Origin of the sequence: Autumnicola tepida (genome assembly GCF_031846485.1) — a bacterium.
GTDB lineage: Bacteria > Bacteroidota > Bacteroidia > Flavobacteriales > Flavobacteriaceae > Autumnicola > Autumnicola tepida.
Genome location: NZ_JAVRHQ010000012.1, coordinates 105,317 through 118,668 on the forward strand (window position 1 = coordinate 105,317; position 13,352 = coordinate 118,668).

The 13,352-nt window shown below is 41.8% G+C and carries 17 protein-coding genes; 8 read left to right on the forward strand and 9 right to left on the reverse strand.

Translation table 11 applies throughout. From position 1 onward, the window contains the following. The first annotated feature begins 248 nt into the window (after positions 1-248). Positions 249-1,295, forward strand: a complete 1,047-nt coding sequence (locus tag RM553_RS11245; protein WP_311535026.1) for an AI-2E family transporter — start codon at positions 249-251, stop codon at positions 1,293-1,295. A gap of 102 nt (positions 1,296-1,397) precedes the next feature. Here RM553_RS11245 and RM553_RS11250 read toward each other — a convergent pair whose 3' ends face one another. Beyond that, a complete protein-coding gene (locus RM553_RS11250; RefSeq protein WP_311535027.1) occupies positions 1,398-2,009 on the reverse strand; it encodes a DUF5004 domain-containing protein in 612 nt (203 codons plus the stop codon). 356 nt (positions 2,010-2,365) lie between these two features. Here RM553_RS11250 and rplM point away from each other — a divergent pair, with 356 nt between their 5' ends. The 6 genes from rplM to RM553_RS11280 all read left to right on the forward strand — a co-directional run bounded on the left by rplM (position 2,366) and on the right by RM553_RS11280 (position 7,484). Then, positions 2,366-2,821, forward strand: a complete 456-nt coding sequence (rplM, locus tag RM553_RS11255) for a 50S ribosomal protein L13 (RefSeq protein WP_311535028.1) — start codon at positions 2,366-2,368, stop codon at positions 2,819-2,821. Then, positions 2,821-3,207: a 30S ribosomal protein S9 gene (gene rpsI, locus RM553_RS11260; protein ID WP_311535029.1), complete on the forward strand. Its 387-nt coding sequence runs from the start codon at positions 2,821-2,823 to the stop codon at positions 3,205-3,207. The genes rplM and rpsI overlap by 1 nt, the downstream gene beginning before the upstream one ends. 184 nt (positions 3,208-3,391) lie before the next feature. Then, the gene (gene rpsB, locus RM553_RS11265) at positions 3,392-4,291 is read left to right on the forward strand and encodes a 30S ribosomal protein S2 (protein WP_311535030.1); all 900 of its coding nucleotides are present in this window, start codon (positions 3,392-3,394) and stop codon (positions 4,289-4,291) included. An 89-nt stretch (positions 4,292-4,380) separates the two neighbouring features. Beyond that, complete coding sequence (gene tsf, locus RM553_RS11270; protein ID WP_311535031.1) at positions 4,381-5,208, forward strand: translation elongation factor Ts; 828 nt, start codon at positions 4,381-4,383, stop codon at positions 5,206-5,208. 179 nt (positions 5,209-5,387) lie between these two features. Continuing rightward, entirely contained in the window at positions 5,388-6,110 is a 723-nt protein-coding gene (locus RM553_RS11275) for a tRNA1(Val) (adenine(37)-N6)-methyltransferase (protein WP_311535032.1), read from the forward strand. 198 nt (positions 6,111-6,308) lie between these two features. After that, positions 6,309-7,484, forward strand: a complete 1,176-nt coding sequence (locus RM553_RS11280) for an acyl-CoA dehydrogenase family protein (protein WP_311535033.1) — start codon at positions 6,309-6,311, stop codon at positions 7,482-7,484. A 63-nt stretch (positions 7,485-7,547) separates the two neighbouring features. On the opposite strand, the gene RM553_RS11285 is transcribed toward RM553_RS11280, so the two are convergent. After that, entirely contained in the window at positions 7,548-7,727 is a 180-nt protein-coding gene (locus tag RM553_RS11285; protein ID WP_311535034.1) for a hypothetical protein, read from the reverse strand. Between the two features lie 112 nt (positions 7,728-7,839). Here RM553_RS11285 and RM553_RS11290 point away from each other — a divergent pair, with 112 nt between their 5' ends. Next, the gene (locus RM553_RS11290; protein ID WP_311535035.1) at positions 7,840-8,622 is read left to right on the forward strand and encodes a DUF3050 domain-containing protein; all 783 of its coding nucleotides are present in this window, start codon (positions 7,840-7,842) and stop codon (positions 8,620-8,622) included. 36 nt (positions 8,623-8,658) lie between these two features. On the opposite strand, the gene RM553_RS11295 is transcribed toward RM553_RS11290, so the two are convergent. The 7 genes from RM553_RS11295 to trmB all read right to left on the reverse strand — a co-directional run bounded on the left by RM553_RS11295 (position 8,659) and on the right by trmB (position 13,345). Then, positions 8,659-8,994: a 2Fe-2S iron-sulfur cluster-binding protein gene (locus tag RM553_RS11295; RefSeq protein ID WP_311535036.1), complete on the reverse strand. Its 336-nt coding sequence runs from the start codon at positions 8,992-8,994 to the stop codon at positions 8,659-8,661. A 50-nt stretch (positions 8,995-9,044) separates the two neighbouring features. Further along, positions 9,045-10,106: an NAD(P)/FAD-dependent oxidoreductase gene (locus RM553_RS11300; RefSeq protein ID WP_311535037.1), complete on the reverse strand. Its 1,062-nt coding sequence runs from the start codon at positions 10,104-10,106 to the stop codon at positions 9,045-9,047. Between the two features lie 25 nt (positions 10,107-10,131). Next, positions 10,132-10,374 carry a NifU family protein gene (locus RM553_RS11305; RefSeq protein WP_311535038.1) on the reverse strand — a complete coding sequence of 81 codons (243 nt, stop codon included), beginning with the start codon at positions 10,372-10,374 and terminating at the stop codon, positions 10,132-10,134. After that, a complete protein-coding gene (locus RM553_RS11310) occupies positions 10,375-11,511 on the reverse strand; it encodes an Mrp/NBP35 family ATP-binding protein (RefSeq protein WP_311535064.1) in 1,137 nt (378 codons plus the stop codon). It lies immediately after the preceding gene. A 176-nt stretch (positions 11,512-11,687) separates the two neighbouring features. Further along, entirely contained in the window at positions 11,688-12,050 is a 363-nt protein-coding gene (locus RM553_RS11315) for an MGMT family protein (protein ID WP_311535039.1), read from the reverse strand. Next, the gene (locus RM553_RS11320; protein WP_311535040.1) at positions 12,047-12,670 is read right to left on the reverse strand and encodes a LysE family translocator; all 624 of its coding nucleotides are present in this window, start codon (positions 12,668-12,670) and stop codon (positions 12,047-12,049) included. The genes RM553_RS11315 and RM553_RS11320 overlap by 4 nt, the downstream gene beginning before the upstream one ends. Before the next feature lie 3 nt (positions 12,671-12,673). Further along, on the reverse strand, positions 12,674-13,345 hold the full coding sequence (trmB, locus tag RM553_RS11325) for a tRNA (guanosine(46)-N7)-methyltransferase TrmB (RefSeq protein WP_311535041.1): 672 nt from the start codon (positions 13,343-13,345) through the stop codon (positions 12,674-12,676). Between the last annotated feature and the right edge of the window lie 7 nt (positions 13,346-13,352).

Here is a 13,352-nt window from a genome sequence, read left to right on the forward strand (position 1 = left end):
ATGTGATTATTAATTAATTGGAAACTACCAGTACAAAGGCACATCTTCAAATTCTGTAAAAGATCTTTCTGAAAGAAATCCGGTTTTTTTGATTATCCTTTATAGCACTAAAAATCCTCCCGGGGAACAGGAGGATTTTTTTATGACTTAGATCCGGATTATTGCAAGACTTTGTTAAGAGCAGCAGCAGAAAAGACAATTTTTAGTAACTTTTAAAAACACTGGATTAAAAACGAAAAAATTCTGTAATGGCAGAAGAACCGAAGCATGATAAAAAACATTCATTTGTTCAAAAAGTATGGATTACAGGAGGCATTTTTTCGCTTATTACTGTTCTCCTTCTGCTTTTTAAAGCCACCTTCAGCGTTCTTATCCTTTTATTGGCAGGAACTTTAATCGCTGTATTCTTTAGAGGAATAAGTGAATTTATTAAAAAAAAGACCGGCTGGAAATCTGGCCTTACCATGACAATTTCAGTCTTGGGTACCATTTTAATAATATCGGGCATTATCTGGCTTATTGGTGCAGAAATTCAATCCCAACTTTCACAGCTTAGCAAATCACTGCCTTCCACTTTTGAAAATGCCCGGAGATATTTAAACGACAGTTGGGTGGGACAGGAAATTTCAGAAAAGATTTCTATGCAGAGAACCAACGGCAAAATGGTGGACATTTTTTCCAGGTTTTTTAGAACAACTTTTGGTTTGCTGGGGGATCTATATGTAATCCTGTTAGTGGGAGCCTATCTTTCCGCCACTCCTTTTCTTTACACAAAAGGCATCAAAAAATTAGTGCCGCCAAGAAGGCGTGGTAAAGCTGATGAAATATTAAGCCATCTTGGCCACGGACTGCAACAATGGCTCACCGGAAAAATCTTTGCCATGTTCGTGGTTTTTATATTAACGGCAATAGGTTTAAAAATTATAGGTGTACCTATGTGGCTGGCACTGGCGATAATCGCCGGATTTCTAAATTTTATTCCCAATTTTGGACCTTTAATAGCAATGGTTCCGGCAGTACTGGTAGCCTTATCTCAGGACCCGCAAACTGCCTTAATAGTGGTGGCACTTTATTTACTGGTGCAGTTCCTGGAAAGCAACCTCATTACTCCTAAAGTACAACAACATTTAATAAGCATCCCTCCCGCCCTTATAATAAGCGCTCAACTTATTGTGGCTATTTTTACGGGAATATGGGGAATTATCCTGGCCACGCCAATAATGCTGGTGGTCATTATCCTGGTGCAGGACCTGTATGTAAAGCCAATGGAAAACAAGAACCATCATTCAGGCTAAGAACCCTTTTTTAAACATTGCTCCAGGAAGATTGAACAAAAAAAAAGGATCCTGCATTTGGGGAGAACGCAGGACCCTCATACTAACACTAAAAACAAAAAATTAAATTTTCTTGTACACCGTCTCCAGGGATGTAATATCACCTACCACTGTATTTTCCCTTCCGTCATTAATGTAATTTGCCTGATCAACTTCAGATGCTGTTAGAGTTACTGTAAGAAATTCGCCATTTTCATTGCTGGAAAGGGAAATATTTTTAGTTTCGGTAACAGTCATACCATCAACATCAAAAGTTATATCCAGCTTACTGGATTCGCCTTCGTTGTTTATATCATATTGAGCAAAATAAACTCCGCTTTCACAACTAAAGCCATTGCTGGCTGCACTAAAATCAAGTTTTGCCTGGCCGGTTTCTAAGGCTCCGTTATCAAAGAATTCAAAATACATTTTATTAAAACAATCAGTTTCTTCCAGGATATTTGTACTGCTATCCGGTTCTCCATCATTAAGATTCACTGCTACATCAGAAGTCATGGAAACAAGTTCCCACCTTCCCACAAGTTGATTACTCTCAATGCTTGCGTTTGCAGTAAACATTTTGGACTGAGCCTCTTGCACTTCCATCATTTCATCCTGATTGGCTTCGCAGGAAGATAATATTCCGCCAAAGCCCATAAAAGTAAGCAGGCTAATTTTCATCAATTTCTTCATCATCTTCTATTTAGATTTGGGAAGAACAAAAGTAGAGAAAGCTCGAATTAATTATGACTTTATTAACATAATAATTACCTCTTATCGTTATTTTTAGCACTTTATCCTTTCCTGCTTTTTTACCAAGCTTTAGTGGAAGGAATATTCCTCTTCATCATCTTAGGCATATTTAAAGCAACGCCTACTCCCTGTTTAAAACTTTAAAGACTTCTGACAATCAGTATTTTCCACATCAACAAAATAATGAAAGTCCTGTTTGCTATATGAATTTATAATTGTACATTTGCAGCCCATTTTCCCGGGATCAATTTCGGGCTCATGGGAATGGAATGTTTAATTATTAAGTAAAACTATTTAGTGTGGACACATTAAGTTACAAAACAGTATCAGCCAATAAGGCTACCGTTACCAAAGAATGGGTACACGTAGATGCTGAAGGACAAACACTGGGACGTCTTGCTTCTAAGGTAGCAAAAATACTTAGAGGAAAGTACAAACCAGACTTCACCCCACACGTTGATTGCGGCGATAACGTGGTTATCACAAATGCTGAAAAAATCAACTTGACCGGTAAGAAATGGGATTCTAAGGAATACATTAGACACACCGGCTACCCAGGTGGACAAAGAAGTCTTACAGCATCCGAGTTATTCAACAAAGCCCCGGAGCGATTGATTGAAAAAGCGGTAAAAGGAATGTTGCCTAAAAACAAATTAGGAGCAGACCTATTTAGAAATTTAAAGGTTTATGCAGGATCTGAGCACGGCCAGGAAGCACAAAAACCTAAAACTATTAACTTAAACGATCTTAAGTAATGGAGGTTATTCACAAAATTGGCCGTAGAAAAACGGCTGTTGCACGTGTGTATGTTTCTGATGGAAATGGAAACATTACCGTGAACAAAAAAGAAATGAAAGATTACTTTACTACCGGAACACTTCAGTATAAAGTAAATCAGCCACTAAACCTTACAGGAAACGATAAGACTTTTGACGTAAAGGTAAACGTTTACGGCGGTGGGATCACCGGGCAGGCAGAAGCAATTCGCCTTGCGCTTTCCAGAGCGATGGTAGCCCTGGATGATGAAAACCGTACAACTCTTAAACCTGAAGGTTTATTAACAAGAGATCCACGTATGGTAGAACGTAAGAAATACGGACAGAAGAAAGCCCGTAAGAAATTCCAGTTCTCTAAACGTTAATTATTTGGGCGTTGCCCTAAAAGTTCATTTAAAATTAAAAAGATTTTTGTTGTTATTCCGGAATCCCACTGAGCTTGTCGAAGTGCCGGGAGTTAGTTTAGCATCTAAACAAGCAAGGCCGTATTTAATTATAAATAGCCACTTGCCTGTTGCTATCTTCAACAGAACGTAAACTATTACAAAAATGGCAAACAAAGTAGAAGTAAAAGAATTACTTGACGCAGGTGTACATTTTGGACACCTTACAAGACGATGGAATCCAAACATGGCTCCTTACATATATATGGAGCGTAATGGGATTCACATCATCAACCTATATAAAAGTGCTGCCAAAATGCAGGAAGCCGGAGAGGCTTTGGCAAAAATAGCAGCCAGTGGTAGAAAAATACTTTTCGTAGCTACCAAGAAACAAGCAAAAGAGATCGTTGCTGAACAAGCTGAAAGAGCAAACATGCCTTACATCACTGAAAGATGGCCTGGTGGTATGTTGACCAACTTTGTAACTATCCGTAAAGCCGTTAAGAAGATGGCTTCTATCGATAGGATGAAAAAAGATGGTACCTTCAACACGCTTTCTAAAAAAGAACGTCTGCAGGTAGACCGTCTTAGAGCTAAGTTAGAGAAAAACCTTGGTTCTATTTCAGACATGTCCAGGCTTCCGGCAGCCCTTTTTGTTGTTGATATTACACGTGAACACATTGCAGTTAAAGAAGCTCAAAAATTAAACATTCCAATTTTCGCGATGGTGGATACTAATTCCGATCCTCGTGAAGTAGATTATTTGATCCCTTCAAACGATGATGCTTCAAAATCTATCAGCAAGGTAATTTCTTATGTAGCAGATTCTATTATTGAAGGCCTTTCAGACAGAAAAGCCAACAAAGAATCCAAGAAAGAAGAAAAAGCTGAGAAAGCAGCTAAAGGAGAAAAATCTGAAAAAACTCCTAAAGCCAAAAAAGAGAAAGCTGAAGCGCCTTCTACAGATGCCGAAGATAAAAAGGCAATGAAAGAAGCAAAGCAGGATGTGAAGCTTGAATCTAAACAACAAACTTTAGACAAAGCTTCTTCTAACGAAGAAGAATAAACATAAACTTTGGTAAATTTTATAAGTCGTTTAGTTCGTTTCTTTAATTCGGCTAAACGACTTATTAATTCTAAATAAAATCAAATACTATGGCTAAGATATCCGCCGCAGAAGTAAATAAATTAAGAAAAGCTACCGGTGCAGGAATGATGGACTGCAAAAAGGCTCTGGTAGAAGTTGATGGTGATTTTGACAAGGCAATTGAAGTGCTTCGTAAAAAAGGACAAAAAGTTGCTGCCAAGAGAGCAGACAGGGAATCCAGTGAAGGTGCTGCCATCGCAAAAGTGAATGACGACAACACTAAAGGTGTGGTTATTTCTTTAAACTGTGAAACAGATTTCGTTGCTAAAAACGAAGATTTTGTAGCCCTGGCACAGAGTCTTGCTGAACTTGCCCTTGACTACAGCACAAAAGAAGAACTTTTGGCTGCAGATTACAAAGGAATCACTGTTCAGGATAAACTTACCGAGCAAACCGGCGTTATTGGTGAAAAAATTGAGATAGGCGCTTTTAAAACCCTACAGGCTCCTTTCGTAGGATCTTACATCCACGCGGGGAACAAAATTGCCGTTGTTACAGGACTTTCTGCTAATGTAGACGGTGCAGACGAAGCTGCCAAAAACGTTTCTATGCAGGCTGCTGCTATGAATCCAGTGGCTTTAAATGAAGACGGGGTAGACCAGTCTACTATCGATAAAGAAATTGAAATCGCTAAAGACCAGCTTCGCCAGGAAGGTAAGCCTGAAGAAATGCTTGACAATATCGCTAAGGGTAAAATCAAACGTTTCTTTAAAGACAATACTTTGGTGAACCAGGATTATATTAAAGGAAACAAAGAAAGCGTTGCCGATTATGTAAAATCTGTAGACGCATCTCTTACTGTTGTTGGCTTTGAAAGAGTAGCTTTAGGAGAATAATTTCTTCGGAAGAAAATAAATCTTTAAACCGCTTTCTCCTTCAGGAAGCGGTTTTTTATTTTTAAACAGGAAGCATTTGCCAAAGCTAATTTGCCCGCTATCTTCTGCTACAGAACGATAATTGGCATTTTAAACCCTCGTCTTTTTCCGCCGGAAACTTTCAAAATTAATCCAAAATTATGTCTGTCGAAACCTTTAAATTCAAACAATTCTCTGTAGAACAGGATAAATGTGCTATGAAAGTTGGCACCGATGGTGTTCTGCTGGGTGCCTGGTCTTCTCTTGAACATCATCCGGAAAGCATTCTTGATGTTGGAACCGGCACCGGCCTTATCGCCCTTATGATGGCCCAGCGTTCTGAGGCCTTTCTTATAGACGCCCTGGAAATTGAAGAAAACGCCTATGAGCAGGCCGTAGAAAATTTTGAAGCTTCAGATTGGGGCGATCGGTTGTTCTGTTACCACGCGGCGTTCGATGAGTTTGTTGAAGAAATGCAGGAAGAAGAGAAGTACGATCTCATTATTTCCAATCCGCCTTTCCATTCTGAAGATTACAAAACCGGAAACGAAACCCGCGATCAGGCCCGTTTTGCTGAAGCTCTGCCGCTTCCAGAATTATTGGAAGGAGCTTCCCTCCTGCTTTCCGAAAACGGTCATTTAGACTTTATCATTCCTTTTTCTGAAGAAGAGAAGGCGGTAAGAATCGCAGCGACATATCAATTATTTCCGCGGAAGATAACGCGGGTTAAAGGAAATGCACAGTCGGCTATAAAACGAAGTATGCTAAGTTTCAGTTTTCATAAAACAGAAACACAGGAAGATGAGCTTATCCTGGAAATATCACGGCATAATTATACCGAAGAATTTAAAAAAATGGCCGCTCCTTTTTATTTAAAGTTGTAGAACAACACGTGCCAAAGTTCCACCTGCAAGGTTTTTAAAACCTTTTAATCCAAATCACCCAATTTTGCCAGACTTTCTCTGAAAGACAATCCTCGATTTTTTAATTGAAACAAAACCGGCAAATCTTTACATCTTCTAAAAACAAAATCATTGTTTACTGTAAAAGACTTGGTTACATTTGTGTAAAACCGCACGCTTATGAAACCAGACCAATTCCAGTCGCCTGATTATTACCAGCTTGACGAGCTACTTTCCGACGAACATAAAATGGTTCGTAACGCTACAAGGGAATTTGTAAAACGGGAAATTTCTCCAATAATCGAGCAGGCGGCACAGGAAGCTAAATTCCCAAAGCAGCTTATAAAAGGCCTGGCTGAAATTGGCGCTTTTGGGCCTTACATTCCTGAAGAATACGGCGGCGCAGGCCTGGACCAGATTTCATACGGCCTCATTATGCAGGAGATTGAAAGGGGCGACAGCGGCATACGTTCTACGGCTTCAGTACAATCTTCTTTGGTTATGTATCCCATTTTTAAATATGGAACCGAAGAGCAACGGAAAAAATTTCTGCCTAAACTTGCCACGGGAGCGCTTATTGGCTGTTTCGGTTTAACAGAACCCGATCACGGCTCCAATCCCGGTGGCATGACGACGAGTTTTAAAGACAAAGGAGATCATTTTCTGCTTAACGGCGCGAAAATGTGGATTTCGAACTCCCCATTTGCAGACATTGCCATTGTTTGGGCCAAAGACGATAATGGGCGCATCCACGGGCTGATTGTGGAACGCGGTATGGACGGCTTTTCCACCCCCGAAACCCACAACAAATGGTCCCTGCGCGCCAGCGCAACCGGAGAATTGATCTTTGATAACGTGAAGGTTCCAAAAGAAAATCTGCTACCAAACAAAAGCGGTTTGGGAGCCCCACTTGGTTGCCTCGATTCGGCAAGATATGGAATCGCCTGGGGTGCGATTGGGGCGGCCATGGACTGCTACGACACTGCGCTTAGATACGCCAAAGAACGGGAGCAATTTGGAGTTCCTATTGCCTCAAAACAACTTCAGCAGAAAAAGCTGGCAGAAATGATTACTGAAATTACCAAAGCCCAGCTACTGGCCTGGCGCCTGGGAGTACTCAGAAATGAAGGAAAGGCAACTTCAGCACAAATATCCATGGCTAAAAGGAATAATGTGGATATGGCTCTTAAAATAGCCAGAGAGGCCCGTCAGGTTTTAGGCGGGATGGGAATTACCGGGGAATACAGTATTATGCGACATATGATGAACCTGGAGAGTGTAATTACCTACGAAGGCACCCATGATATTCACCTGCTTATAACCGGTTTGGATATTACAGGGCATTCGGCATTTTGATTGAAGGGAAAAAGCCAAAAAGCCAAGAAGTTAATTAAAATCTTAAATCTCTTTTAAAAACCATTACCTCAGGTCGAAACAGGGGCAGCGTTTACAACGCTTGCCCTTTTTGTACTTTTCACAGCATTCCTTCTTTAAAGGCTTGGGTTTTTTAGCCACCACCCCGTCCAGTCGCAGATAATCCCTGGACTTTTCAGAATAAAAGATGATAACATTTACCGATGTACAAAAAAGCATCCCCATATATTTAATATACCTTAAAAAGCCGGTAATCAGCGTTAATCAAACCAAAAAATATGCCTCAAATTTCAGAAATCCCTGAATAGCTGTACTTTTGCAAAAAATCAGCACTTATATGATTCAGGAGATAAATGAAAGCCTACAACCGCAACGGGAGCAATTATTAAATCATTCTTTGTATAAGAAAATCGCTTCCCCACAACAGCTCCAGATTTTCATGGAGCACCATGTATACGCGGTGTGGGATTTCATGTCTTTGCTTACCGCCTTGCAGCAGAAATTCACCCGAACCACCAATCCGTGGATCCCGGTGGGAGACCCGGAAGTGCGTTACCTTATTAATGAGATTGTTCTGGCTGAAGAAACCGATATTAACCTGCAGGGAAAGCGCCAGAGCCATTTTGAAATGTATTTAGACGCCATGACTTCGGCAGGAGCCGATACCAACCGGGTAAAAGATTTTCTTCTACAGGTAACCCATGGCACCGATATTTTCCTGATTATCGCCGCAATTAAACTTCCGGTAAGCATCAAGCAATTCTTAAAACATACTTTTGATGTTATTTCTGAAGGAAAGCCGCACAACATTGCCGCTGCTTTTACATTTGGGAGAGAAGGCCTTATTCCCGGCATGTTTTCTTCAATTATTGAAAACATACAGAAAAATTTCCCCGAAAAGGACCTGGAGCAATTTAAATATTACTTTGACCGCCATATAGAACTCGATGGTGATGAACATGGCCCCATGGCTTTTAAAATGGTAGAGAAATTGTGCGGGAATGATGCTGATAAATGGGAACAGGCCAGGACTACCGCTCAGCAATCCTTGGAAAGCCGTATAGAACTCTGGAACGGTATCGAGCAGGAAATTGAAGAAAAAACCCTGATTTACAGGTAATTTCCTAACATGGCTCTATCAAGTTTTTAAAATTGTCTACATAGATTCCGGGGCGAGCTTTACCTCCAGCCCGTCCAGATCATCTGTAATGGGAATCTGGCAGCTTAAACGGCTATTCTCTTCAACAAAGAAAGCCTGGTCCAGCATATCTTCCTCTTCAATGCTTTGTTCGGGCAGCATATGTTCCAGGTTTAGGATGTAGCACTGGCAGGAAGCACACATGGCCATTCCGCCGCAAATGCCAATTGTACCTTCAGGGGCCAGCTCGTAAGAACGGATTACCTCCATGAGGTTCATATTCATATCTGTGGGCGCGTCTACGGTGTGCGCTTCGCCTTCCCGGTCTATAATGGTAATTTTTATATCAGACATATCTGCAAGAAACCCCAGAGGTTGTTTTAAAACCGGTGAGGCTTATATTTTTAATTTATACTCTTAACTACTTCTTTTTTGGCTTCCTTTTTACTCCCGTCAAAACCACTCACCCCGCTTACCGTGGTGTACTTCATCACGTATTTCTTATCGGGAAATATCTTTTGATAGGCGCTCTGGCACATAATAGCTGCCTCGTGAAAACCGCATAAAATAAGCTTCAACTTTCCCGGATAAGTATTTACGTCACCAATGGCATAAACGCCCGGGATGCTGGTTTCATAATCATAGGCGTTGTTCACCTTGATGGCGTTCTTTTCAATTTCCAGCCCCCAGTCGGCTATAGGGCCAAGTTTTGGCGAAAGCCCGAACAGCGGGATAAAATTATCAACTTCTTTTACCTCTTCTCCCCTGGCGGTATCTTTATGCCTTATAACCACAGCATCCAATTTATCTTCCCCCTGTAAACCCACAACTTCAGCATCGGTAATAAGATTTATCCTGCCCAATTTGGAAAGTTCTTCTACTTTTTCTACGGAATCCAAAGCCCCACGGAAATCCTTCCTACGGTGCACCAGTGCCACTTCCGAAGCGATATCTGCCAGATAGATGGACCAGTCTAAAGCCGAATCTCCACCTCCGGCAATTACCACGCGTTTGCCCCTGTAAATTTCAGGATCACGTATAATGTAGGCCACGCCATTGTCTTCATAATCGGCAATATTGGCAATTGGGGGTTTTCGCGGTTCGAAACTGCCAAGCCCCCCGGCAATAACCACTACCGGAGCCTGGTGCTGTGTGCCTTTATTTGTGGTCACAATAAAACTGCCATCGGACTGTTTGTCTATGGTTTCTGCCCGTTCCCCCAGGGTAAACCCGGGTTCGAATGGCCGAATTTGCTCCATAAGGTTCTTCACCAAATCCCCAGCAAGCACTTCAGGAAAACCGGGAATATCGTAAATGGGTTTTTTGGGATAAATTTCGGAGCATTGGCCGCCTGGTTGTGGCAGGGCATCTATAAGATGGCATTTCAGCTTTAATAAGCCCGCTTCAAAAACGGCAAACAAGCCTGTAGGGCCCGCTCCTATTATAATGATATCGGTTTTAATCATAATCTAAACTCCTGATGCCAAGCCCTTATCGCTCGATGTTAATAACCTGCTCGATTTGCGGCACGTATTTTTTGATGGTCATTTCCACACCCGACTTTAAAGTCATCTGGTTTACGGAACAACCTACGCAGGCGCCTTCCAGCTGAACTTTTACCAGCCGGTCATCTTCAATAGAGATAAGGGAAATATTCCCCCCGTCACTTTCCAGAAACGGGCGAATTTCTGCCAAAGCTTTCTCTACGTTAAGTTTTACTTCTTCGCTTGTCATCTATTTCTTTTTAACGGCGCTACATCCGGCCATAGTGGTAATCTTAATAGCCTCGGTTGGAGGTAAGCTTTCATTCCTGTTCACGGTTTCCTGCACCATGTTGCGGGTAATATTCTCAAAAGCCTTTTCAAGAGGAGTGGCGGTTTGCAATGCCGCGGGACGGCCAATATCACCAGACTCTCTCAAACTTTGCACTAACGGGATCTCACCTAAAAAAGGCACCTGCAAATCTTCAGCAAGGTGCTTTGCCCCCTGTTGCCCAAAAATGTAATATTTGTTGTCCGGCAACTCTTCAGGAGTAAAGTAAGCCATATTTTCTACAATCCCCAATACCGGCACGTTTATGCTTTCCTGCTGGAACATGGCCACTCCTTTTTTGGCATCGGCCAAAGCTACATTTTGCGGAGTGCTTACCACTACTGCCCCTGTAATTGGCAATGACTGCATAATGGAAAGATGGATATCTCCTGTTCCCGGAGGAAGGTCTACCAGCAAAAAGTCCAGTTCTCCCCAGGCCGCATCAAAAATCATCTGGTTTAAGGCTTTTGCAGCCATGGGGCCTCTCCAGACCACTGCCTGGTTAGGTTTGGTGAAGAAACCAATCGATAAGATCTTAACGCCGTAATTCTCCACCGGCTTCATTTTAGACTTCCCGTCTACATTCACAGAAAGAGGCCTTTCTGCCTCCACATCGAACATCATTGGGGTTGAAGGGCCATAAATATCGGCATCAAGAATTCCTACCTTGAAGCCCATTTTAGACAAAGTGACCGCAAGGTTCGCGGTAACCGTAGATTTTCCAACCCCGCCTTTTCCTGAAGCCACCGCGATAATATTGTTAATCCCGGGAATGGGTTTGCCTTTAATTTCCGGCTTCTTTTTCTCAGGGGCTTCTACTTTTATATTGACTTTCACTTTGGCCTTTTGATACACCTTTTCGTGAATAGCCTTCATCACATCAACCTCTGCCCGCTTTTTTATATGAAGCGCCGGCGAACCCAAAACCAGGTCTACCTCCACTTCATCCCCAAAAACCATAATGTTCTGAACCACCCCGGCTTCAACCATATTTTTGCCTTCGCCGGCCACAGAAATAGTTTCCAGGGCTTTTAAAATCTCTTTTTTATTCAATACCACGATATTATATTTTTCAGCAGAAGAAATCATCTGCTCAATTTAGCCTGAAGAGGCTGTTTTTCAAAAATACCCAATCCCCATAACAGCTTATGTAGATTGATTCTAAATGCAAATATAGGTTGAAAACCTAAGAATACGAAGTATTTACCTATAATTGATTTATGGAAATATAAGGCCTATTGATGATCTTTATCTTGACAGGAGTTCTGATTGAGTTCTCTCATAGGATCCCAGAAGATGGTCTCAAAATCCTGAATTTGAAGCTCCCTCACCTCAACACCTTCCTCTTCCAGCAACAACTGCATGGCATTGGTGCCGCTAAAGTGATTTTTACCTGTAAGCAGGCCTTTGCGGTTCACCACCCGGTGCGCGGGAATATTGTCCATCCCTTTTGAAGCATTCATTGCCCATCCCACCATCCTGGCACTTTGCGGTGAGCCCAGGAATTTCGCTATCGCGCCGTAAGACGTCACCCTTCCTGGCGGTATTTTTTCCACTACCTGATAAACTCTTTCAAAAAAGCCGCTGTTGACGCTCATGCGTTGTAGATTCTTACCAGTGTGATAATCACCAGCACCAGCATTAACCCAGCCATAAAATAGTTGGAGTAGCGGGCAAAGGTTTCAGTCTTTCCTTCTATCCTGTCAAAAAAGAGCACGTAAGAATACAGGCTCGTAAAAGTACCCACAGAAGCCGCTACGGCAAAAGTGATAATTTTATACCAATGATAAGTTACACCAACCCCAACATTTAAAGCCCCTGCAATGGCCACAAAATATGGAATGGGAAACACATTTAAAGCAGCAATCAACATTCCTTTAAAGATACTATTGGAATTTGCCTTGTGGGATTTGTGTTCTATTCCCGTTTTACGTTTGGCCATCACAAAAAAGTAGATGCCAAGTATTAAAAAAATCACCAGGCCAGCACGAAGCAGTATGTTCTGAACAAAAGGATTTGCAAAAATATATTTTGCCAGCAGCACCGCAATAAAGGCCTGAAGCAAAACAATACTGGAAGCTCCTGCAGCTACGTACATCCCGCTCTTCTTTCCATCTTTGACGCAGGTTTTCGCAACAGTCATATTTACCAGGCCGGGAGGCAAAACTCCAAGCAAGGCAGCAAAATAGGTGATGATAAAAAGTTTAGCTTCTTCCAATCTTTATTTTATCCTGAATTTTATATATGTGATGGGTTTTCCTTTTTCAAGATACTGTTTTTCGTAGAATGTTTGAATTTCGCGCACTTCTTTTGGCGAATATTCATTTTTATAGATGTCGTGGTGAGCATAAAGCACCTCATGCCCTTCCCCATGCAACAGCCCCAGAGTATACCCGTGCATAAATTCACTGTCAGTTTTAAGATTCACAAGCCCTTCGGGTTTAAGGATACCCTTATATTTTTGCAGAAAATAGGCATTGGTTAAACGATGCTTGGTCCTTTTGTATTTGATTTGCGGATCGGGAAAGGTAATCCAGATTTCTTCCACTTCATCTTCAGCAAAAGCATGGTCTATAAGCTCGATTTGCGTACGCAGAAAAGCCACATTGGCAAGGTTTTCTTCCAAAGCAGTCTTTGCCCCCCGCCAGAACCTGGCTCCTTTAATATCGATTCCTATAAAATTTGCTTCTGAATTTTGCCTGGCCAGGCCCACGCTGTATTCTCCCTTTCCGCAGCCCAGCTCCAATATGAGCGGCTTGTTATTTCCGAAGAATTCACTCCACCTGCCTTTCCACTTAAACTGATTAGCCGTTAATTCTTCTCTTGAAGGCTGAATAACATTTGAAAAATCTTCATTTTCCCTGAACCTCTTAAGCTTATTTTTACTTCCCACGTGAATA